This is a genomic window from Psychromarinibacter halotolerans, assembly GCF_029168315.1.
Taxonomy (GTDB): Bacteria; Pseudomonadota; Alphaproteobacteria; order Rhodobacterales; family Rhodobacteraceae; genus Psychromarinibacter; species Psychromarinibacter halotolerans.
The window spans coordinates 717,363-739,215 of sequence record NZ_JARGYD010000001.1 but is presented as its reverse complement, the minus strand read 5'-3'; the positions used below and the strand labels follow the sequence as shown (position 1 = coordinate 739,215).

Below are 21,853 nucleotides of genomic sequence, written 5' to 3'. Positions count from 1 at the left end.
GACTCCCCTCGTCCTATCAGCGCCGCGCCGCGGCGTTTGGCTTGAAAACGACAGAACCGGATACGGAACGGACATGCGCCGGAACCGCCGTGGCGGCAGCGGGTGGGCGATGGGATCAGGCGGTCTGAAACGGCGCGGAAACGGGCGTTTCGCGGACGCAGTCGCCGGTTCGCACCGAAGGACCGGCGCCGCCCGCAGGCCCCGCGCGGTGATCGTCGAGAATCATTTGCGACGCCTTTTCGCCCACCATGATCGCCGGGGCGTTGGTGTTTCCCGATGTAACCGTCGGAAAAATAGAGGCATCCGCGACCCGCAGGCCGTCGATGCCATGCACCCGCAACCGAGCGTCCACCACGTCGCGCACCGGGTCGGGGCCCATGCGGCAGGTGCTGACGGGGTGGAACACCGTGCCCGCGCGGGCGCGGATGTCGGCGATCATCTCGGCGTCGCTTTGGACCTGCGGACCGGGCAGGATCTCGGACTCGATCACCCGTTGCAGCGCGGGCGCGGCGGCGATGCGGCGCATGATCTGCGACGCCTCCAGCATTTCCTGCACATCGATGTCGGTGCCAAGATAGTTCGGATGGATCGCGGGCGGCGCCATCGGGTCGGGTGACCGGATTTCAAGGTGGCCCCGGCTGGTGGGTCGGGTGGGCTGCGCGCCCATCAGGAAGCCGGGGAAGGGATCGGGACTCATCAACGCGCGCTTGCCGGGGACCGCCTTGGTGTAGCTGACGGGCGAGAAGAACAGCTGCATGTTCGGTCGCGTCAGACCGGGCCGGCTGCGCACGAAGCCACCCGCCTGATTGACGCCCAGAGACAGGATACCCTTGCGGGTCAGCACATAGTGCAGCCCGTGCCGCAGCTTGCCATACCACGGGCCAAGCTGCTGGTTCAGCGTCGGCACCTTCGAGCGGTACAGAAAGTCGATGGCCAGATGGTCCTGCAGGTTGCGGCCAACGCCTTCGGCGGCGCGGACGACGTCGATCCCGTGGGCTTGCAGCAGGGCGCCGGGGCCGATGCCGGACAGTTGCAGAAGCTGCGGCGAGTTGATCGCACCGGCGGACACGATGACTTCGCGCCGGGCGCGGACCTCGTGCGTCGTGCCGCGCCTTATGTAACGGACGCCGGTGGCCCGCTTGCCGTCGAACAGGATGCGGGTGGTCATTGCCCGCGTCACCACCTTCAGGTTCGGACGCTTACGGGCCGGGCGGACATAGGCCCGCGCCGCCGACATGCGCATCCCTCCTTTCGCGGTGTTCTGGTAGGTTCCGACACCTTCCTGCGACGGACCGTTGAAGTCGGGGTTGCGGGGGAACTGGACCTCTTCGCCGGCGCGCAGGAAATCCTCGCACATCGGGTGCAGGTAGCGGTCCATCGTCGCGACATGGACCGGCCCGTCGCCGCCCCGGATGTCGCTGCCACCGCGGTCGTTGGTTTCGGACCGGCGGAAGAAGGGCAGCACGTCGTCCCAGCCCCAGCCGGGATTGCCCATCGCCTTCCAATCCTCGAAGTCGCCAGCCTGCCCGCGGATGTAGACCATCGCGTTGATCGAGCTGGACCCGCCCATGACCTTGCCGCGCGGCCAATAGCTGATGCGTCCGTCAAGGTTCGGTTCGGGTTCGGTGTGGTACATCCAGTTCACCGACCGGCGATAGAAGGTCTTGCCATAGCCGATCGGCATCCAGATCCAGAAGTTCAGGTCGCTGCCGCCCGCTTCCAGCAACAGCACGGAATAGCGGCCGTCCTCGGACAGCCGGTTCGCAAGGACGCATCCGGCGGAACCGGCGCCCACGATGATGAAGTCGTATTCGGACATCTGCCCTTGCCTGCCACGCCCTTGGGCCCGCCGAAGGGCGGGTTCGGCTGTCGACGCTAGCCGCACATTGGTCTGGTTGCGAGTGCCATTACGGAAATCGTGCAGGTCCATTCGCAACCGCGCGCGCTGTCGAACGGAAACCGGCGGGTCAATCCTGGTCCCGCCGTCCGCCGAACAGCTGTGCCAGCACCATCATCCCCGTGGTGACAAGGATCATGATGGTCGAGATCGCCGCGATGGTCGGGTCGATCTGGTCGCGCAGGGCGTTGAACATGTTCCGCGTCAGCGTCGGGTTGTCGCCGCCCGAGATGAACATCGCCACGACAACCTCGTCGAACGAAGTCAGGAACGATAGCAGCGCCGCCGTGACGACCGCAAAGCGGATCTGCGGCAGCGTGACGGTCAGGAACGCCTTCCAGCGTGGCGCGCCAAGGCTGCGCGCGGCGTCCTCCTGCGCCATGTCATAACTTTTCAGCGCCGCGCCGGTGACGATCACCACCAGCGGCAGCGCCAGCACCGTGTGCGCCATGACCAGCCCAGTCAGCGAATACAGCAGGTTCAGTTTGGCATAGGCATAGAACGCCCCGATCGCGACCAGCACCAGCGGCACCATCATCGGCGTCAGCATCAGCACGAACGCCGCGCGAACGAAGGCGATGCTGGAACAGTGCAGCCCGTAGGCCGCCAGCACGCCCACCGGGGTGGCCACCATCATCGTCAGCACCGCCGTTTTCAGTGAGGTCACAGTGGCACGCATCCATTCGTCGGAACTGAAATAGGTGTCGTACCAGCGGGTCGACCAGACCTCGGGCGGGAATTCCAGATACTGGCTGTCCGAGAAGGACATCGGGATCACGATCAGCGTCGGCGCCACCAGCAGCGCCATCACGATCACCGCGAAGATATACAGCCACAGCCGTTGGCCGTGGGTGACCTGCGTCTCGGTCGCGGGAGACCTCAGCCAGCGCATCAGTGTCCTCCTCCGGCGATCTGTTCCAGCCGCAAGAAGCGCGAGGCGACCCACAGGATCGCCACCGTCAGCACCAGCAGCACGACCCCCATCGCGCTGGCCGCGCCCCAGTTCACGAACATCTCGATGTTGGACACGATCTTCATCGACACCATGATCACCTTGCCACCGCCCAGCACCGCCGGGGTCACGAAGAAGCCAAGGCACAGGATGAAGACCATCAGCGACCCGGCGAACAGACCCGGCGCGGTCAGCGGGAAGAAGACGGTCCAGAACGCCCGCCGCGGGGTCGCGCCAAGGTTGGCGGCGGCCTTCATGAAATCGCGGTCCACCGCGCGCATGGCGCCGTACACCGGCAGGATCAGGAAAGGCAGCATGATATGCACCATCCCGATCAGGGTGCCGGTCATGTTGTGGACCATCTTCACCGGCTCGTCCCACAGCCCCAGCGAGATCGCCCAGCTGTTGATCAGCCCCTGCTTTTGCAGCAGCACCAGCCACGCGTAGGTCCGCACCAGAAGCGAGGTCCAGAATGGCAGCAGCACGGTGATCAGGCACAGGTTCGCGGCGCGGCCCGGCAGGCCGGCGATGAAATAGGCCAGCGGATAGCCGATCAGGATGCACAGGCCGGTGGTCAGGAAACTGACCTGAAAGGTGGTGATGAAGATCCGGACGTAGGATTTTCGGTTCACCATCCGCTCGTAGTTTTCCAGTGAAAACGTGCCGTCCGCGCCGATGAACGACACGTAGAACAGCCAGCCCACCGGGATCACGAGGATCACAAGGATCAGCAGGATCGCGGGCGAGGCCAGTCCGAACAGCCGCAGCCGTTCCAGCCGCGCGTCCCGGCGCAGCCCGGCCGCGTTGGCGCCGCCGGTGGACGGGGCGGGGCGGGACAGGGCGGCGTCGGCGGTGGCGACCATGCTCAGGCCTCCCGTCCGTCGATCAGCACGGTGTCTTCGGGCGCCACGCTAAGCGTCACGGTATCCCCGACCGATGGCATCGCCGACAGCTCGACGCCGCGCGTCGCGCCGCGCAGGGCGATGCGGTGGCCACCCGCCAGTTCGGCGTGCAGCAGAAAGGTGTCGCCCTGATAGACCACGTCGGTCGCCGTGGCGGAGAAGTTGTTGGCGCCGTCGCGGGCGCCATCGGGTGACAGCACGATCCGTTCGGGCCGCACCATCAGCAGCAGCTCTCGTGCGTCGGGAACCGCCATGTCGTGGCGCAGGGCGGTGTCGCCGAAATAGACCCGGTCGCCCTTGCGCTGCACCGGCAGAAAGGTGGATTCGCCAATGAAATCAGCTACAAAGCGGTTCGCGGGGCGTTCGTACAGGTCGCGGGGCGTGGCCAGTTGCATGATCCGCCCGTGGTTCACCACCGCGATGCGGTCGGACATGGTCAGCGCCTCGCGCTGGTCGTGGGTGACGTAGACCGTGGTCATGCCAAGCTGTTCGTGCAGGTGGCGCAATTCGATCTGCATCTGGTCGCGCAGCTTCTTGTCCAATGCCGACAGGGGTTCGTCCATCAGCAGGATCTGCGGCTCGAACACGATGGCGCGGGCCACCGCGACGCGCTGGCGCTGCCCGCCCGACAACTGATCGATCCGCCGGTTGCCGTAGCCGCCAAGCTGCACCGTTTCCAGCGCCCGTTCGACCCGTTCGGCGATCTCGGCCTTCGGGCGTTTGCGCAGCCGCAGCGGATAGCCGACGTTCCCGGCCACCGTCATATGGGGGAACAGCGCGTAGCTTTGGAACGTCATGCCGACATCGCGCAGATGCGGCGGGGTGCGGATCACCTCGCGGTCGCCGAAGCGCAGGCTGCCACAGTCGGGGCGGGTGAACCCGGCCAGCACCATCAACAGCGTCGTCTTGCCCGACCCCGAAGGCCCCAGAAGCGTCAGGAACTCGCCGCTGCGCACCTCAAGCGAGACATCGTCCAGCGCGTGGACGGGCCCGTAGGTCTTGGTGATGTTCCGAACCGAGATCGGCAACGCGTCGGTCGTGGCGGCAGGGCGGTCGGCAGTCAGTGCGGCGGTCAAGTCGGTCCCCTCGGGCTGCGGTGGGGCGGAACGGGCGCCAAAGCGCCCGCCCGCAGGGTATCAGAACCGGCGTTCCGGATCACTCGGTCAGCATTTCCGCGTACATCTCGGCGGCGATGGTTTCCCATTCGGCGTACCATTCCAGCGAGATCGGCAGCTGCATCGCGGCGTTCTCGGGGGACGACGGCAGCCCAGCGGCGACCTCGTCGGTGATCTCGCCGGTGTCGTAGGCCAGCTTGTTGGTCGGCCCGTAGGTGATGTATTTCGGCAGATCGTCCTGGTACTCGGGCTTCGAGATCTCGGCGAGGAATTCCATCGCGACGTCAAGGTTCGGCGCCCCTTTCGGGATCGCGAAGCAGTCGTAGTCCAGAAGCGCCTCGTTGAACGAATACATCACCGCGCCGCCGTCCTTGGCGGCGTTGTCGAAGCGGCCGTTCCACCCGGTGGTCATGTCGACCTCGCCGTCCTTCATCAGCTGCGCGTGCTGGGCGCCCGAGGACCAGAACACCTCGATATGCGGCTTCAATTCGCGGATCTTGTCCAGCGCGCGTTCGATGCCTTCTTCCGACGACAGCACCTCGTAGACCTCTTCGGGCGGAACCCCGTCGGCCAGCAGGGCCGGTTCCAGCGCGCCCGCGACCGAACCGCGATAGGCGCGGGTGCCGGGGAATTTCTCTACGTCCCAGAAATCGGCCCAGCTTTGCGGGCCGTCCTCGCCGTAGGTGTCGGTATTCCACGCATAAACGGTCGAGAACACGTCACCGCCGACGCAGTAGGGGCTGTAAAGCGTGGGATAGAAGTTCGACACGTCGATCACGTCATAGTCGAGCTCTTCCAGCAGCCCCTCGGCCCCCGCGCGCGCGGCAGAGCCCGAGCCAGAGGCGACGATGTCCAGCGTCACCGCGCCGGTCGACACCTGAAGCCGCACGTCGGCCATGCCGCCATAGGTTTCCTGACTAACGTCGATCCCGGTCGCCTCGGCGGCGGGCTCGAACAGGGCCATGCTTTGCGCATCCTGATACGAGCCGCCCCACGATGCGATCGTCAGGGACTTGTCCTGCGCCGCGGCCGCGGTCGCCAGCAGCGAGACGGTCGCGATAAGTGTCGCCTTGGTCTTCATGGTCGGTACCTCCTTGTTGGTCGTGGCCGCATTGGGCGCGGCGTCTTGCCGGTTGTGCTTCGCCCCCTCGACCCGGCAGTCGCCGAAGGGGCTGTCGTTCAGGCGGACGCGGCGGCGCGTCGGCATTCGCGGGTGTCGCGCCAGCGGTACCAAGCCACCGCCGAGGGCAGGAACCACGGCGTGCCCGAGTACAACGGGCGCGTGGGGTGTGGCAGGTCATCGAAGGCGGTGCGGCCCTCGGGCCGTCCCAGCACCTTCTGCCCCGTGCGCATTCCAAGATAGCTGGCCATCGACACGCCGGACCCACAGTAACCAAGGGCGTAGTGGACCCCGTCGTGCACGCCGGTGTGGGCCATCTCGTCGAAGCTGTAGGCGACCGTGCCGCTCCATGAATGGGACAGGCCGCGGCCTTTCAGTTGCGGAAAGATCCGGCACATGGCGTCGGTGAGGCGGACAGCACTTTGCGCCGTGTCCGTCTCGCGGGCCGACACGCGGCCACCGAACAGGATGCGCGTGCGGTCTGGCGTGGCGCGGTAGTAATAGACGACTTTGCAGGTGTCGGACGCGATGCGGTCTGTCGGGAACAGTTCGTCCACCAGCGATGGCGGCAAGGGGTCGGTCGTGATGATGTAGCTGCCGATCGGAATGACCCGGCGGCGCAGCCACGGGGTCAGAGGGCCGGTATAGCCGTTGGTAGCCACGATCACGTCGCGCGCCTCGATCGGCCCGTGCGGGGTCACGACGCTGTGGCCGTTGGCGGTGCGTTCGATCGCAAGGGCAGGGCAGTCCCCCACCACCGACGCCCCCGCGTCCAGCGCCAGATCCAGCAGGCCGCGATGGTATTTCGCCGGGTGGATCGAGCAATGTTTGGGAAACACCACGCCGCCGTGATACACGTCCGACCCCATTTCGCGCCGCTGCTCGGCGCGGGGCACGGCGAAGCACTCGGCATCCTCTTCGGTGCGCAGGGTCTCTGCCTCGCGCGCCAGCGCCTCGTAGTGCTGCGGCGTGTGCGCGGCGTGATACCGGCCGCAACGGCGGAAATCGCAGTCCAGACCCTCGTCGGCGACCATCGTGCCGATCCAGTCCAGCGCGGCGCGGCCTTCGTCCCGGATCGCGCGGGCGCGGGCATCCCCGAACTTTGCGGCAAGCTTCGCGCGCGAGGGTTTGACGCTGGTGCTGATCTGGCCACCGTTGCGGGTGGAGCACCCATAGCCGGGCGCGTGCGCGTCGATGACCAGCGTGGACCGTCCGCCGCGCGCGGTCTGGATCGCCGCGTTCAGCCCGGTGTATCCGGCGCCGATCACCAGCACGTCCACCCGCGCGGGCGGCACCTTTGGCAGGGCCGGCATCGGGTCGATCTGGTCGAGCCAATAGGACTGTTGGCGAGGGCCCAATGCCACGTCGCGCGCCATCTTTCATCTCCGGTTCAGCCGCGGCAGGCGGCGGCCCGCGCGGTGGTCTGCGGAAAAGCTAAGATAGCATTGGCCTGCGCATCATATCCATTTTGGCAATCGGTCCAGACCAATTTGGCGCGCCAATGGACCCGGTGGCCTAGCGCAGGGACGGAAGGTCGCGGATCGTCTCGATCCCGCGCGCGATGTCCTCGGGCGTCGCGCTGCCGAAGCCGAACACCAGCCCCGCGCGCGGGATCGGGCGCATGCAGTAGCGCGACAGCGGGGCAAGGATGACACCCTTGGCGCCGGCCTCGTCCACCACCGCCTGTTCATCGCGCCCGTCCTCCAGATCGCCAAGGGTGTGAAAGCCGCTGCTGGTTTCCTGCAGGCGCAGACTGTCCGGCAGCGACCGCCCGGCGTCCATCAGCGCGTCATGGCGGGCCTTGTACAGCCTGCGCATCAGCCGGATGTGCGTCGCGAAATGCCCCTCGTCCATGAAGTCCGCGACGATGGCCTGTGTCGCGGTCGACGGCCCGCTGGCCCACGACTGGAACACCCGGTCGAACACGTCGACCATCCGCTCGGGCACCACGACGTAGCCCAGCCGAAGCGACGGGAACAACGTCTTGGAAAAGGTCCCCACGTACAGCACCCGACCCCCGGTATCGGTGCTGCACAGCGCAGGCTGTGGAGTGCCATCGTGGTGGAACTCTCCGTCGTAGTCGTCTTCGATCACCAGCGCGCGGGCGTCGGCGGCGGCCTGCAACAGCTCGAACCGCCGGTGCAGCGACATGACATGGCCCAGCGGCTGCTGGTGGGACGGGGTGACAAAAGCCAGCCGGAACGACGGCGACTTGGCCAGCCCGTCGGCCACCACCAACCCGTCGCTGTCGACATCGACCGGCACAAGATCGGCGCCTTCGGACAGCAGCGCGTTCCGCGCACCCGAGGCGCCGGGGTTCTCCATCCACACCCGGTCGCCAGGGGTCAGGAACAGCTTGCCGATGATGGAAAACGCCTGCTGCGCGCCGCTGGTCACGAAGACCTGCTCGGGGCTGCACCGGATGCCTTTCAGCGCGCCAAGGTGGGTGGCGATAGCCTGCCGCAGGGGCGCGAAGCCCTTGGGCTGACCATAGCCCATCACCATGCCGCGCCCGCCCCGCAGGTGCCGGGCCGACAGGCGGGCCCAGTGCGCCATCGGAAATGCGTCCAGCGCGGGCAGGGCGGTGATGAAGGCGCGCGCCTCGTGCGGCAGCCACGTCCTCCGGGCATAGTCGGGCGCGTCCAGCGACAGGGCGTCGGACAGGCGAGGTTGCGGCTCGGCCGGCTGGCCGGACGGCGCGTCCCCCGCCGCGACCCGTGCTTCCAGCGTGTCGGTGATATAGGTCCCGGCGCCGACGCGGGATTCCGCCATGCCTTCAGCCACCAGCCGGTCGACGGCGTCGATGGCGGTGGTCCGCGACACCCCGGCTTCGCGGGCGAGGATGCGGGTGGCGGGCAGTTTCTCGCCGGGGCGCAGGCCGCCCGACAGGATGATGTCGCGCAGCGCCATGTATAACTGCACGCTCAGGCTGCGCCGCGACGTCCGGTCCAGCCGGATCGCGCTCAGCAAGGCGCCCGATGCCTGCTTCATCCCGCTTCCTCCCTGGATTGGCCTGATCAAGATCAGGAAATGGATATACTCACCGGGCCAATTAATCTACAGCCTCGGCACGGCAGGAAGAAGCGGACGCCCGGCGATGAAGACGATGAAACTGACACGGCTTGAAACCTTCACCGACGAATTCGTCTGTTTCGTCCGGGCCACGGCAGAGGACGGGGAGCAGGGCTGGGGGCAGGTCGCGCCCTACAACGCCGATATCACAGCGCAGGTCCTGCACCGGCAGGTCGCACCCTTCGCGCTGGGGATGGACACGACCGACATCGACGAGATGCTGGATACCGTCCGCGACCGCGAGCACAAGTTTCCCGGCGCCTACCTGCGGCGCGCGATGGGCGGTGTCGACACGGCGATCTGGGACATGCGCGGCAAACGCGAAGGCCAGCCGGTGTGCGCGCTGATCGGCGGAACGCCGGGCCGGGTCCGGGCCTATGCGTCGTCGATGAAGCGGGACATCACCCCGGCGGATGAGGCCGACCGTTTCGCCCGGTTGCAGGACGCGCACGGCTTCGATGCCTTCAAGTTCCGCGTCGGCATGGAGGTCGGCCGCAACCGCGACGAATGGCCGGGCCGCACCGAAGAGATCGTGCCGCTGATCCGCAAGCGGCTGGGCGACAGCCCTGCGCTGCTGGTGGACGGAAATTCGTGCTATTCGCCCGACCGGGCCATCGAGGTCGGCAAGCTATTGGCCGACAACGGTATTTCCCATTTCGAGGAACCGTGCCCCTATTGGGAGTTCGACCAGACCAAGCAGGTCACTGACGCGCTGGACATCGACGTCGCCGGGGGCGAACAGGACTGCATGATGGCGAACTGGCGCCTGATGATCCGCGACCGCGTGGTCGACATCGTGCAACCCGACATCTGCTATATCGGCGGCATATCCCGCACGCTGCGCGTGGCCCGCATGGCGGCAGAGGCTGGTCTTCCCGTCACGCCCCATGCCGCGAACCTGTCGCTGGTGACGATGTTCACCATGCACCTGCTGCGGGCGATCCCGAACGCGGGCAAGTATCTGGAATTCTCGATCGAAGGCCCGGACTATTACCCGTGGCAAGAGGGGCTGTTCACCTCGAACCCCTATCCGATCGAAGACGGGTTCGCGACGGTGACCGACGCCCCGGGCTGGGGCGTCGAGGTGTCGCCGGACTGGCTGGCCCGGTCGCGTTATGCGGTCAGCGAGGTCTGAGCGAAGCGCCCCAGTTCAGGCCGCCTTGCGCAGCTCCGGCACCAACGCCAGCCCCGTGCGCTCCGACATCCGCGCGGTATAGGCCGCGACCGGCTCGGGCATCGTCAGCCCCGGCACGATGGTCAGCCCGCGCAGGATCGGGAACAGGTAGATGTCGTCGATCGACGGCGCCTCGGGGTCCGGCAAAAGCGGGATCAGCCGGTTCAGCGCGGCCTCGACCTCGCGGATCTTCTCGTCCGTCTTGGCCAGAAGCCCGTCGAAATCCCCGAAGTTCGCCTCTTTCTTCTCGGTGAAATAGGCCACGGCGTCTGGGTCGCGGAACTCGGGGTAGACGGGGTCGGGCGCACGCGGAATGACCAGCGTGTTGATCGCCGGTCCGGCCTCGCGCAGCCAGTCGGTCAGGTCCTTTCTTGGCTCGCCGTCGAACAGACGGGGCTCGGACAGACCATCCAGTTTGTGCACGATATCAAGGCTTTCGCCAAGGTGGCCGTCGCCGTCTTCAAGGATCGGCAGCATCTTCGCCCCGATCATCGAAATCGGCGTCGTCTCGTCGTGGTTATCAAGAAAGACGGTCTCTGCCTCGATCCCTTTCAGCCCCAGTGGCATCCGTGCGCGGACGCAGAAAGGGCAGTGGTCATAGACGTAAAGCTTCATGTCGGTCTCCGGTCGGTTCGGGACCTCGGCTATCGCAACCGGCCGGTGGTTGAAAGGCTGACGGCGGGAAGACCGGCGCCCGCAGCGGGGCGCGCGCGGGCAAGCGCCGCTTTTGCAGGCAGGGTGGCGCGGCGGGCGGCAGGCCATCCGGCAGACCCGCCGATGCGGTCGCGCCGCGCCGATCCGTTGGGTTCGCCGGGCGCGGTTCTGTCCGTCCGGGCGACGCGGGCTTCTTGTGTTTTCCGTTCGGGGCCTTAGCCTGCCCAAGGCAGGAGGCCAGAATGACGCCAAGCACCGTCGATGATCCACTCAAAAACCTTAGCGAAGACGCCTGGAAAGACGTCATCGACGCGATGGACCGTACCTATTCCGAATTGGTCGATTATCAGGAACGGCTGGAAAAGCAGAACCGGGAACTGGACGACATGCGCCAGTTCATGTTTTCCGTTCTGTCTTCGGTGTCGGACCTTCTGCTTGTCGTCGACAAGACCGGAACCATCGAACGCACCGGGGGTGCCATCACCAAGATCCTTGGCGCCGACACGCGGGCCGAGGCGGGCGTGCCGCTTGTGACGCTGTTGGAAAAGCCGGAAGAGAACGCGCTTCCCGTGGCCATCGAAACCGTTATGCGCACCCGCGAGCCGACAATGGTCGAGGCGGAATTCGCCACGTCAGAGGGGCCGACGCCGCTTGAGATAAGCGTCAGTCCGCGGCTGGATCAACGTGGCCGCAGCCAAAGCGTGGTGTTGCTTGGGCGTCCGCTGGGCGAGCTGCGAAGCGCCTATTCCGAACTGGAAGCCAGCCACGTCGCCCTACAGCAGGCGCAGACCCAGTTGGTCAGGACCGAAAAGCTGGCCTCGCTTGGGCGATTGGTCGCCGGTGTCGCGCACGAGCTGAACAACCCGATCAGCTTTGTCTATGCCAACACGCACGCGCTTCAGAAATACACCGAACGGTTCGAGACCTATTTCGACGCGGTTCAATCGGGCGCAAGCCGACCCGAACTGGCGGCGATGCGCGATGAATTGCGGCTGGACAAGACGGTTCGCAACCTGCGCACCGCCATCGAGGGGGCCAAGGACGGGGCCGAGCGGGTCCGCGACATCGTCGAGGATCTGCGCCGCCTGAGTTCCGAAGGGGCCGGGAAGCTGGTCAGCTTCGACTTGATGGAGACAACGCGCACGGCGGCCGACTGGGTGGTGCGCACCAGCCCGCAGCCGCTGGACATCGCGTTCGAGGACGCGTCGCACCGGCAGGCGCGCGGCAACCCGGGCCATGTGCAGCAGATCGTCATGAACCTTGTGCAGAACGCGATCGACGCTTTGGCCGACACGCCCTCGCCGTCGCTGACGCTGCGGGTGAAGGACCGGGACGATCATGTCGTGCTGCAGGTGGTCGACAACGGGCCGGGCATCGCCGACAAGGACGTCGCGGCGATCTTCGACCCGTTCTTCACGACCAAGCCCGTCGGCAAGGGCACCGGTCTGGGACTTTCGATTTCCCACAAGATCGCCGAAGAGCATGACGGCGCGCTGACGCTGGCATGGACGGGGCCGGATGGCACCTGTTTCGAGTTGAGCCTGCCGGTCGAGGAGGGGGCATGAACATACTCTGGCTGCAATCGGCGGGCTGCGGGGGCTGCACGATGTCCCTGCTGTGCGCCGAAGGCCCCGGCGTCTTCGATCTGCTGGGCGATGCCGGTCTGAACTTCCTTTGGCATCCCTCGCTGTCGGAACAGACGGGCGGCGAAGTGCGCCGCCTTCTTGCGGCGATCGAGGACGGGTCGCAGCCGCTGGATATCCTGTGCATCGAAGGCTCGATCCTGACCGGTCCGAAGGGGACGGGGAAATTCCAGATGCTGGCGGGCACCGGGCGGTCCATGCTGGACTGGGTCCGGTCTTTGGCGCCGCTGGCCGGTCACGTCGTGGCCGTGGGCACCTGTGCGACCTATGGCGGGATGACATCCGCCGGCGGCAATCCGTCGGGCGCCATCGGGGTGCAATACGACGGCAGCTATCCCGGCGGCGCCTTGCCGGCCGAGTTTCGCGGACGGGCGGGATTGCCCGTCATCAACGTGGCTGGCTGCCCGACGCATCCCGACTGGGTGACGGAAACGCTTTTGCTGATCGCCGCCGACAGCTTGGGAGCGGCCGATCTGGACGGGCTGAACAGGCCGCTGTTCTACGCCGAGAACCTTGTGCACCATGCTTGTTCGAGAAACGAGTTCTATGAATACAAGGCCAGCGCCGAAAAGCCCGGCCAACTGGGCTGTATGATGGAGCATCTTGGCTGCGTCGGCACGCAAGCGGTGGGGGATTGCAACATCCGCGGCTGGAACGGCGGCAGCTCGTGCACGAAGGCGGGGTATGCCTGCATCGACTGCACCGCCCCCGAGTTCGAAGAGCCGCATCATCCGTTCTCGCAGACGCCCAAGTTCGCGGGCATCCCCGTCGGGCTTCCGTCGGACATGCCCAAGGCGTGGTTCATGGCGCTGGCGTCGCTGTCCAAGGCCGCGACGCCCAAGCGGCTTGCCGAGAACGCGGTGGCGGACCGCGTACAGGTCACGCCCACGTTGCGGCGGGACAAGAAATGACCGAACGCAGCCTGCTGGTCGGGCCGTTCAATCGGGTCGAGGGTGACCTTGAGATCCGGCTTGCGATCGAAGATGGCCGGGTGGCGCAGGCCTATGCCAACTCGCCGATGTTTCGCGGGTTCGAGATGATGATGGTCGGCAAGGCCCAGATGGATGCGTTAACCGTCACGCCGCGGATCTGCGGCATCTGTTCGATCAGCCAGTCGGCGGCGGCCTCTGCCGCGCTTGGGGCGTTGGCCGGGCGCACGCCCGCACCGCAAGGCGCGCTTGCCGCCGCGATCCTGCACGGGGTCGAGAATCTTTGCGATCACCTGACCCATTTCAACCTGTTCTTCTGTGCCGACTTCGCGCGGGCGGCCTATAAGGGGCGCGACTGGCACGACCGCGCCGTCGCGCGGTTCACCGCGATGGAGGGGTCCGCCGTGCGCGCGGCGGTCGAAGCGCGGGCGCAGATCCTGCACATCGTCGGCCTGCTTGGCGGCAAGTGGCCCCATACGCTGGCGATCCAGCCGGGCGGCGTGACCCACGCGCCGTCGGCGCGCGATCGCATCCGGATGCAAAGCACCTTGGCGGCGTTCCGCAGGTATCTGGAAGGCACGCTGTTCGGCGCCCCGATCGAGGCGTTCGCGGATCTCACGACGGCCAGCGCGCTGACCGGCTGGGATCGTGGCGACGCGGGGCTGTTCATGGAGATCGCGGCGGATCTGGACCTTGCCGCGCTTGGCGCGGGGCCGGGGCGCTATCTTTCTTTCGGGGCCTATCCGCTGGCCGAAGGGCGCGCCCTGGCATCGGGCGTTTGGGAGAACGGCGCGTGCCGTCCGGTCGAGACCGACGCCATCCGCGAGGACATCAGCCACAGCTGGATGCTGGGCGAAGCCGCGCACCCGTCGCGGGGCCGCACCGACCCCGACGAGGATATGTCGGACCCGGCCTATAGCTGGTGCAAAGCACCGCGTCTGGCCGGGCGCACCGTCGAAACCGGCGCATTCGCGCGGCAGGTAGTCGATGGCCATCCCGCCGCGCTTGACCTTGTTGCGGGCGGGTCCAACGTTCGGGCGCGGGTGGCCGGGCGGCTGCTAGAGATTGCCCGGACGCAGTTGCTGTTAGAGCAGTGGGTGACGGCGCTTCGGCCGGAACAGCGGTTCATGGACGACGTGACCCTGCCGTCTGAAGGCACGGGCGAAGGGCTGGTCGAGGCGGCGCGCGGGGCGCTTGGCCACTGGATCAGCGTTCGCAACGGCCAGATCGAGAATTACCAGATCGTCGCGCCGACCACCTGGAATTTCAGCCCGCGCGATGCGAACGGCACACCGGGCCCCGTCGAAGCCGCGCTGGAAGGCGCGCCGGTGGGCGAGGACGAAGACACGCCGCTGTCCGTCCAGCATATCGTGCGCAGCTTCGACCCCTGCATGGTCTGCACGGTGCATTGATGCGCGGCCAACGTGTCCGGGTGCGGGGGCAGGTGCAGGGCGTCGGGTTCCGTCCCTTCGTGTGGCAACTGGCGCGGCGGTTCGACATTCGCGGCACGGTCCTGAATGACCCCGAGGGTGTGCTGATCCACGCCGTCGGCGCGCAGCTTGACGGGTTCATGGCCGCCTTGTCGGCAGAGGCGCCGCCACTGGCGCGGATCGACGCCGTCGAAAGCGCCGAGCACGCGTTTGCAGAAATCCCGGAAGGGTTCGAGATCGCGGCCAGCGAAGGCTCTGGCGCTGAAACGCGGGTGACGCCGGATGCCGCGACCTGCCCGGACTGCCTTGCCGACATCCGGGGCGAGAACCCCCGGCGGCGCGGCTATGCCTTTACCAACTGCACCCATTGCGGGCCGCGCTTCACCATTCTGCGCGGGCTGCCCTATGACCGCGCGCGCACGACGATGGCGCCGTTTAAGATGTGCGCCGATTGCGCCCGCGAATATGCCGATCCGGCAGACCGGCGGTTCCATGCCCAGCCGGTCGCCTGCGCTGTCTGCGGGCCGCGTGTCTGGATCGAGCCCGAGGCGACGGGAGATCCGATTGCCGTGGCCGCCGATCTGCTGCGCATGGGCAAGATCGTGGCGATCAAGGCGCTTGGCGGTTTCCATCTGGCGTGCGACGCCACCGACGCGGTGGCGGTCGAGACGCTGCGCCAGCGCAAGAACCGCCCGGCCAAGCCCTTCGCGCTGATGGGCACACTGGAAATGATCCGCCGGTATAGCCGCGTGTCCGAAGCCGAACAGACGCTGTTGGAAGATCCGGCGGCACCCATCGTTCTTCTTGGCAAAGCCGGGGCCAGCTTGCCCGAGGGGCTGGCGCCGGGGCAAGGCACGCTTGGCTGGATGCTGCCCTCGACACCGCTGCATCACCTGCTGATGGACGCGGTGGATCGTCCGCTGGTGATGACGTCCGGCAATCTGTCGGGCGAGCCGCAGGTGATCGGCAACGACGAGGCGCGCGTGGCGCTGGCGGAGTTTACCGATGCGTTTCTGATGCATGACCGCGACATCGCGCGCAGGCTGGACGACAGCGTCGAGCGGGCCGATCCGCCGATGGTGCTGCGCCGCGCGCGGGGGCGCGTTCCGGGGACGTTGCCGCTGCCCGAGGGGTTCGGCGACACGGCGCAGGTCGTGGCCTATGGCGGGCAGATGAAATCGGCGATCTGTCTGGTGAAGAACGGCCAGGCGCTGCTGGGGCATCACTTGGGCGAGTTGGACGAGGCTTTGACCTACGACGCCTTCCTGCAGGCCGACGCCGATTACGCCGCGCTGTTCGATCACGCGCCGGGGATCGTGGCGGTCGATGCCCACCCGGAGTTCCGCGCGACGCGTCACGGCACCGACCGCGCCATGGCCGAGGGGCTGGCACTGGTTGAGGTTCAGCATCACCACGCGCATCTGGCCGCTTGCCTTGCCGAAAACGGCTGGCCGCTGCAAGGCGGCAAGGTGGCCGGGATCATTCTGGACGGGCTCGGCCTTGGGTCGGACGGCACGATCTGGGGCGGCGAGATGCTGTTGGGCGACTACCGGGGCTTTTCGCGCGAAGGCTGGCTGCGGCCCGCGCCCCTGATCGGCGGCGACCGGGCATCGGGTCAGCCGTGGCGCAACACGGTCGCGCGGCTGGATCAGGCGGGCCTTGGGCAATGGGCAGAGGCGCGGATGGGCGATTTCGGTCCGGTAGAGCAGCTGCGTCAGGCTGCCGCGAGCGGGATCAACACGCCGCTTTCGTCCAGCGCCGGACGCCTGTTCGACGCGGTGGCGGGATGGCTGGGCCTCTGCCCGGACCGGCAAAGCTATGAAGGCGAGGCCGCGATGCGGCTAGAGGCGCTTGCCCTGACCGCCGATCGCGCGCGGGCGGCGCGCTTGGGCCGGGGCTGGGTGGCCGCGCCGGACGCGGACGGGCCGGATATCCCGACGGACGCCCTGTTCCAGAACCTTGTCGAGGCCGGGTCACAGGACCTGCCCCCGGCAGAGTGCGCCTATGCCTTTCATGTCTGGCTGGCGGCCGTCTTCGCGCACAAGGCGCGGGCTTTGGTCGCAGCGGGGGCGGCGAGGGCGGTCGTACTGTCGGGCGGGTGTTTCCAGAATGCGCTGCTGTTGGATCTGACCTGCCGCGCGCTGGACGGGGTGCCCGTCCTGACCCATCGCAAGACGCCCGCCAATGATGGCGGGCTGGCGCTTGGGCAGGCGGCGGTGGCTGCGGCGCAGAGTTTGTCCCAGCGGTAAGACACCGACCACCGGCGCAGCAAAGCGGTAAGCAGGCAACCGTCCGGTATGCCAATGTATGCGCCGAAACGCGCGCTAACATCCTGATATAAATCTTGAAATAGTTTCGCGGCCCCGCGGTCGGAATCTTGCACCCTTTCCTCGGCAACCGGGCCATCAAAAGGATGGAGACATCCGGTGCGCGACTGCGGTCGCCCGGCGCAAAGGCGGAGGAGACAGATTTGGCCGATATCGAAACCTTCTATGACGTGATGCGAAGTCAGGGGATCACCCGGCGCAGCTTCATGAAATACTGCGCGCTGACCGCCAGTGCCCTTGGCCTTGGTCCGGCCTTCGTGCCCAAGATCGCGCACGCGATGGAAACCAAGCCGCGCACGCCGGTGATCTGGGTGCACGGGCTGGAATGCACCTGCTGTTCGGAAAGCTTCATCCGCTCGGCGCATCCGCTGGCCAAGGACGTGGTGCTGTCGATGATCTCGCTCGATTACGACGACACGCTGATGGCCGCCGCCGGACATGCCGCCGAAGCGGCGTTTGAAGAAACCATCGAACGATACCGCGGCCAGTACATCCTTGCGGTCGAGGGCAACCCGCCGCTGAACGAGGACGGCATGTTCTGCATCTCGGGCGGGAAGCCGTTCGTCGAAAAGCTGAAATACGCCGCCAAGGATGCCAAGGCGATCATCAGCTGGGGTGCCTGCGCGTCCTATGGCTGCGTTCAGGCGGCCAAACCGAACCCGACGCAGGCCACGCCGGTGCACAAGGTCATCACCGACAAGCCGATCATCAAGGTGCCGGGCTGCCCGCCCATCGCCGAGGTCATGACCGGCGTCATCACCTACATGCTGACCTTCGACCGCCTGCCCGAGCTTGACCGTCAGGGCCGCCCGGCGATGTTTTACGGCCAGCGCATTCACGACAAATGCTACCGCCGCCCGCATTTCGACGCCGGTCAGTTCGTCGAAGCGTGGGACGACGAGAACGCGCGCAAGGGCTATTGCCTGTACAAGATGGGCTGCAAGGGCCCGACCACCTACAACGCCTGTTCCACCGTGCGATGGAACGAGGGCGTGTCGTTCCCCATCCAGTCCGGCCACGGCTGTATCGGCTGTTCCGAGGATGGTTTCTGGGATCAGGGCACCTTCTACGATCGCGTGACCGACCTGACCCAGTTCGGGGTCGAGGCGAACGCCGACAAGGTCGGCATCGCGGCAGCCGGGGTCGTCGGTGGCGGGGTCGCCATCCACGCCGCGATCACCGCCCTGAAAGCGGCTCAGAACAAGGCGCAGAAAAAGCCTACCCACACCAACGAGGAGGCCTGACGCATGGTCATCCAGACACCCAACGGCTTCAACCTCGACAACAGCGGCCAGCGCATCGTCGTGGACCCGGTCACCCGCATCGAAGGACACATGCGCTGCGAGGTGAACGTCGACGAGGACGGGTACATCCGCAACGCGGTTTCGACCGGGACCATGTGGCGCGGGCTTGAAGTCATCCTGAAGGGGCGCGATCCGCGCGACGCTTGGGCCTTCACCGAGCGGATCTGCGGCGTTTGCACCGGCACGCACGCGCTGACCTCTGTCCGCGCGGTCGAGGACGCCCTTGGGATCACCATCCCCGACAACGCGAACTCGATCCGCAACATCATGCAGCTGAACCTAGAGATCCACGACCACGTCGTGCATTTCTATCACCTGCATGCGCTGGACTGGGTCAACCCGGTGAACGCGCTGCGCGCCGATCCCAAGGCCACGTCCGAGTTGCAGCAGTCGGTGTCGCCGTCGCACCCGCTGTCCTCTCCGGGCTATTTCCGCGATGTGCAGAACCGCCTGAAGCAATTCGTCGAAAGCGGCCAACTGGGTCTGTTCAAGAACGGCTACTGGGACAACCCGGCCTACTTGCTGCCGCCCGAAGCCGACCTGATGGCGACGACGCATTACCTAGAGGCGCTCGACCTTCAGAAAGAGATCGTCAAGGTCCACACGATCTTCGGCGGCAAGAACCCGCACCCCAACTGGCTGGTCGGCGGGGTGCCGTGCCCGATCAACGTGCACTCGACCGGGGCGGTCGGCGCGATCAACATGGAACGCCTGAACCTTGTGTCGTCGATCATCGAGAAGTGCATCGAGTTCAACAAGAACGTCTACCTGCCGGACGTCGTGGCCATCGGCGGGTTCTACAAGAACTGGCTGTACGGCGGCGGGCTAAGCTCTCAGGCGTGTCTTGCCTACGGCGACATCCCCGAGAACCCGAACGACTTCTCGCCCGAGCAGTTGCACTTGCCGCGGGGCGCGATCATTGGCGGCGACATGTCCACCGTGCACGACGTCGACACCCGCGATCCCGAGCAGGTTCAGGAGTTCGTCGATCACTCGTGGTACGACTACGGCGAACCGGGCAAGGGTCTGCATCCGTGGGACGGCATGACCGAGGCCAAGTTCGAGCTGGGTCCGAACCTCAAGGGTACCCGCACCAACATCCAAGAGATCGACGAGGGTGCCAAATACTCGTGGATCAAGGCGCCGCGCTGGCGCGGCAACGCGATGGAGGTGGGACCGCTGGCCCGCTACATCGTCGGCTATGCCAAGGGCCACGAAGAGATCACCGATCAGGTCGACCGCTTCCTGCGCACGATGGACCTGCCGACCGAGGCGCTGTTCTCGACCCTTGGCCGCACCGCTGCGCGGGCGCTGGAAAGCGAATACTGCGGGCGGCTGCAAAAGTACTTCTTCGACAAGCTGGTCACCAACATCAAGAACGGCGACGAAAGCACGGCCAACGTGGCGAAGTGGGATCCAAGCAAGTGGCCGAAAGAGGCCAAGGGCGTCGGCATGACCGAAGCGCCGCGTGGGGCGCTGGGGCACTGGGTCCGCATCAAGGATGGCCGGATCGAGAACTACCAGTGCGTCGTGCCGACCACTTGGAACGGCTCGCCACGCGACAGTCAGGGCAACATCGGGGCCTTCGAGGCCAGCCTGATGAACACCAAGATGGAGCGCCCGGAAGAGCCGGTCGAGATCCTGCGCACGCTGCACAGCTTCGACCCGTGTCTGGCCTGTTCGACCCATGTGATGTCGCCGGACGGCGAGGAGCTGACAACCGTCAAGGTACGCTGAGGGAGGAAGAACCATGAAGAAGATTGCGATTTCAGTCGCCGCGTTGCTGTTCGCCGGTCCAGCCTTCGCGCATACCGGGGCCAGCGGCACAAGCGGTCTGGTGCACGGTCTGGCGCACCCGGTCTTGGGGCCGGACCACCTGTTGGCGATGCTGGCGGTGGGCCTGTGGTCGGGCTTCGTCCTGACCCGACGGGTCTGGGCCGGGGCGCTGACGTTCATGGCCGCCATGACGGCCGGCGCCGGACTGTCTTGGGTCGGTGTGGGGTTTGCGTTGGCGGAACCGGCCATCGTCGCCTCGGTCGTCGTTTTCGGTCTGCTGACTCTTCTGTCGCACCGGGGGCAGCCCCGCGTGTTGACGGCGGCCACGCTGGGCGGCATCGCGGTCTTCGCGCTGGCGCACGGCCATGCCCACGCGACCGAGGCGGCGGGGAACACGGTCGCCTATCTTGGCGGGTTCCTCGTCTCGACCGCGCTGCTGCACGGTCTGGGCATCGTCTTGGCGCGCGGCATCGCCTCACGCCCCGTGGTTCAGCGGTCGCTTGGGGCAGGGATCGCGGCCTCTGGCCTTCTGCTGATGGTCGGATGAGGGCGATGTCATGAACGAGCCCAACATCCATAGGCCAAATCCATCCGTCGAACCGCTGCCGACCTCTCGTCTTGCGGGTGATGCGACGTCGGCGGACATCGACAGCATCCGCAGGCGGACGTCCGTCTATGTCTACGAGGCGCCGGTGCGCCTGTGGCACTGGATCAACGCGGCGGCGATCTTCGTGCTGGTGATCACCGGCTTCTTCATCGGCTCGCCGCCGCCGTCGATGCAGATCGGAGAGGCGACGCACCAGTTCGTCTTCGGTTACATCCGCTTCGCCCATTTCGCAGCGGGCTGGATCATGACCGTGGGCTTTGCCGCACGCATCTACTGGGCCTGCGTCGGGAACCACCATTCGAGACAGCTGTTCTATCTGCCGCTTCTGAACCGCCACTGGTGGTCAGAGCTGTTCTTCGAGGTGCGCTGGTATCTGTTTCTGGAACGCGAGCCGAAGAAATACGTCGGCCACAACCCGTTGGCGCAACTGGCCATGTTCATGTTCATGACCCTTGGCATGAGCTTCATGATCGTGACCGGGCTGGCGCTGTATTCCGAAGGACTGGGGCACGACAGCACGCTGTACAAGCTGTTCGGCTGGGTGTTCACCGTTGCCGGGAACAACTCGCACTATTTGCACACGTATCATCACCTTGGCATGTGGTTCATCGTGATCTTCATGATCATCCATATCTACGTGGCGGTCCGCGAAGACATCATGAGCCGCCAGTCGATCGTGTCGACGATGATCTCGGGACATCGCACGTTCAAGGACGACCGGCCCGACTAACCGGCACGACCGGACAACCGATCCAGCGGAATCACGAAGCGGGCGCCTTGGGGCGCCCGCTGTCGTTATGGAAAGTCGGTGACCTATGATCCACAATATCGGTAGGTTATCTTTCATCGTATCCTGTTTGCGCAATCGGTATGCGCTGGTATTCCGCATAATTACATGCACTTAAGGAAATCTTCGCAAACTGCACATTTCTTCACCCTCTCTCTTGGATG

17 protein-coding genes are annotated in these 21,853 nt (G+C 66.2%); 9 read left to right on the top strand and 8 right to left on the bottom strand.

What is annotated here, in order from left to right:
* Positions 1 to 115 precede the first annotated feature (115 nt).
* The 7 genes from P1K30_RS03500 to pdxR all read right to left on the bottom strand — a co-directional run bounded on the left by P1K30_RS03500 (position 116) and on the right by pdxR (position 8,977).
* Positions 116 to 1,819 (bottom strand): GMC family oxidoreductase, encoded by a 1,704-nt coding sequence (locus P1K30_RS03500; RefSeq protein WP_275631275.1) that lies wholly within the window; start codon positions 1,817 to 1,819, stop codon positions 116 to 118.
* A gap of 148 nt (positions 1,820 to 1,967) precedes the next feature.
* Complete coding sequence (locus P1K30_RS03495; protein ID WP_275631565.1) at positions 1,968 to 2,792, bottom strand: ABC transporter permease; 825 nt, start codon at positions 2,790 to 2,792, stop codon at positions 1,968 to 1,970.
* Positions 2,789 to 3,712 (bottom strand): ABC transporter permease, encoded by a 924-nt coding sequence (locus P1K30_RS03490; protein WP_275631274.1) that lies wholly within the window; start codon positions 3,710 to 3,712, stop codon positions 2,789 to 2,791. Before P1K30_RS03490 ends, P1K30_RS03495 begins: the two co-directional genes overlap by 4 nt.
* A 2-nt stretch (positions 3,713 to 3,714) precedes the next feature.
* Positions 3,715 to 4,827, bottom strand: a complete 1,113-nt coding sequence (locus tag P1K30_RS03485; protein WP_275631273.1) for an ABC transporter ATP-binding protein — start codon at positions 4,825 to 4,827, stop codon at positions 3,715 to 3,717.
* 79 nt (positions 4,828 to 4,906) lie between these two features.
* Positions 4,907 to 5,947, bottom strand: a complete 1,041-nt coding sequence (locus tag P1K30_RS03480) for a polyamine ABC transporter substrate-binding protein (RefSeq protein ID WP_275631564.1) — start codon at positions 5,945 to 5,947, stop codon at positions 4,907 to 4,909.
* Between the two features lie 98 nt (positions 5,948 to 6,045).
* Positions 6,046 to 7,362 (bottom strand): NAD(P)/FAD-dependent oxidoreductase, encoded by a 1,317-nt coding sequence (locus P1K30_RS03475; RefSeq protein WP_275631272.1) that lies wholly within the window; start codon positions 7,360 to 7,362, stop codon positions 6,046 to 6,048.
* 139 nt (positions 7,363 to 7,501) lie between these two features.
* Positions 7,502 to 8,977, bottom strand: coding sequence for a MocR-like pyridoxine biosynthesis transcription factor PdxR (gene pdxR, locus P1K30_RS03470; protein WP_275631271.1), 1,476 nt, complete (start codon positions 8,975 to 8,977; stop codon positions 7,502 to 7,504).
* Between the two features lie 115 nt (positions 8,978 to 9,092).
* On the opposite strand from pdxR, the gene P1K30_RS03465 reads away from it, so the two are divergent.
* The gene (locus tag P1K30_RS03465; protein WP_275631563.1) at positions 9,093 to 10,193 is read left to right on the top strand and encodes a mandelate racemase/muconate lactonizing enzyme family protein; all 1,101 of its coding nucleotides are present in this window, start codon (positions 9,093 to 9,095) and stop codon (positions 10,191 to 10,193) included.
* A gap of 15 nt (positions 10,194 to 10,208) precedes the next feature.
* Here the strand turns inward: P1K30_RS03465 and grxB are convergent, their stop codons facing one another.
* Positions 10,209 to 10,847: a glutaredoxin 2 gene (gene grxB, locus P1K30_RS03460; RefSeq protein WP_275631270.1), complete on the bottom strand. Its 639-nt coding sequence runs from the start codon at positions 10,845 to 10,847 to the stop codon at positions 10,209 to 10,211.
* 281 nt (positions 10,848 to 11,128) lie between these two features.
* On the opposite strand from grxB, the gene P1K30_RS03455 reads away from it, so the two are divergent.
* From P1K30_RS03455 to cybH, 8 genes are all read left to right on the top strand, one after another.
* Positions 11,129 to 12,451, top strand: a complete 1,323-nt coding sequence (locus tag P1K30_RS03455) for a sensor histidine kinase (protein WP_275631269.1) — start codon at positions 11,129 to 11,131, stop codon at positions 12,449 to 12,451.
* Positions 12,448 to 13,440, top strand: a complete 993-nt coding sequence (locus tag P1K30_RS03450) for an NADH-quinone oxidoreductase subunit B family protein (RefSeq protein ID WP_275631268.1) — start codon at positions 12,448 to 12,450, stop codon at positions 13,438 to 13,440. The genes P1K30_RS03455 and P1K30_RS03450 overlap by 4 nt, the downstream gene beginning before the upstream one ends.
* The gene (locus P1K30_RS03445; protein WP_275631267.1) at positions 13,437 to 14,870 is read left to right on the top strand and encodes a nickel-dependent hydrogenase large subunit; all 1,434 of its coding nucleotides are present in this window, start codon (positions 13,437 to 13,439) and stop codon (positions 14,868 to 14,870) included. Before P1K30_RS03450 ends, P1K30_RS03445 begins: the two co-directional genes overlap by 4 nt.
* The gene (gene hypF, locus P1K30_RS03440) at positions 14,870 to 17,137 is read left to right on the top strand and encodes a carbamoyltransferase HypF (protein WP_275631266.1); all 2,268 of its coding nucleotides are present in this window, start codon (positions 14,870 to 14,872) and stop codon (positions 17,135 to 17,137) included. Before P1K30_RS03445 ends, hypF begins: the two co-directional genes overlap by 1 nt.
* Before the next feature lie 221 nt (positions 17,138 to 17,358).
* Positions 17,359 to 18,459: a hydrogenase small subunit gene (locus tag P1K30_RS03435; RefSeq protein WP_275631265.1), complete on the top strand. Its 1,101-nt coding sequence runs from the start codon at positions 17,359 to 17,361 to the stop codon at positions 18,457 to 18,459.
* A gap of 3 nt (positions 18,460 to 18,462) precedes the next feature.
* Positions 18,463 to 20,256, top strand: coding sequence for a nickel-dependent hydrogenase large subunit (locus P1K30_RS03430; protein ID WP_275631264.1), 1,794 nt, complete (start codon positions 18,463 to 18,465; stop codon positions 20,254 to 20,256).
* 13 nt (positions 20,257 to 20,269) lie between these two features.
* Positions 20,270 to 20,842: a HupE/UreJ family protein gene (locus P1K30_RS03425; protein WP_275631263.1), complete on the top strand. Its 573-nt coding sequence runs from the start codon at positions 20,270 to 20,272 to the stop codon at positions 20,840 to 20,842.
* A 10-nt stretch (positions 20,843 to 20,852) separates the two neighbouring features.
* Positions 20,853 to 21,632, top strand: a complete 780-nt coding sequence (gene cybH / locus P1K30_RS03420; protein WP_275631262.1) for a Ni/Fe-hydrogenase, b-type cytochrome subunit — start codon at positions 20,853 to 20,855, stop codon at positions 21,630 to 21,632.
* Positions 21,633 to 21,853: the final 221 nt, after the last annotated feature.

Coding starts and splice junctions, on each gene's coding strand:
- P1K30_RS03450 (WP_275631268.1), top strand. CDS start 12,448: ATGAACATACTCTGGCTGCAATCGGCGGGCTGCGGGGGCTGCACGATG.
- hypF (WP_275631266.1), top strand. CDS start 14,870: ATGCGCGGCCAACGTGTCCGGGTGCGGGGGCAGGTGCAGGGCGTCGGG.
- P1K30_RS03500 (WP_275631275.1), bottom strand. CDS start 1,819: ATGTCCGAATACGACTTCATCATCGTGGGCGCCGGTTCCGCCGGATGC.
- grxB (WP_275631270.1), bottom strand. CDS start 10,847: ATGAAGCTTTACGTCTATGACCACTGCCCTTTCTGCGTCCGCGCACGG.
- P1K30_RS03480 (WP_275631564.1), bottom strand. CDS start 5,947: ATGAAGACCAAGGCGACACTTATCGCGACCGTCTCGCTGCTGGCGACC.
- pdxR (WP_275631271.1), bottom strand. CDS start 8,977: ATGAAGCAGGCATCGGGCGCCTTGCTGAGCGCGATCCGGCTGGACCGG.
- P1K30_RS03490 (WP_275631274.1), bottom strand. CDS start 3,712: ATGGTCGCCACCGCCGACGCCGCCCTGTCCCGCCCCGCCCCGTCCACC.
- P1K30_RS03455 (WP_275631269.1), top strand. CDS start 11,129: ATGACGCCAAGCACCGTCGATGATCCACTCAAAAACCTTAGCGAAGAC.
- P1K30_RS03430 (WP_275631264.1), top strand. CDS start 18,463: ATGGTCATCCAGACACCCAACGGCTTCAACCTCGACAACAGCGGCCAG.
- P1K30_RS03475 (WP_275631272.1), bottom strand. CDS start 7,362: ATGGCGCGCGACGTGGCATTGGGCCCTCGCCAACAGTCCTATTGGCTC.
- P1K30_RS03465 (WP_275631563.1), top strand. CDS start 9,093: ATGAAACTGACACGGCTTGAAACCTTCACCGACGAATTCGTCTGTTTC.
- P1K30_RS03445 (WP_275631267.1), top strand. CDS start 13,437: ATGACCGAACGCAGCCTGCTGGTCGGGCCGTTCAATCGGGTCGAGGGT.
- cybH (WP_275631262.1), top strand. CDS start 20,853: ATGAACGAGCCCAACATCCATAGGCCAAATCCATCCGTCGAACCGCTG.
- P1K30_RS03425 (WP_275631263.1), top strand. CDS start 20,270: ATGAAGAAGATTGCGATTTCAGTCGCCGCGTTGCTGTTCGCCGGTCCA.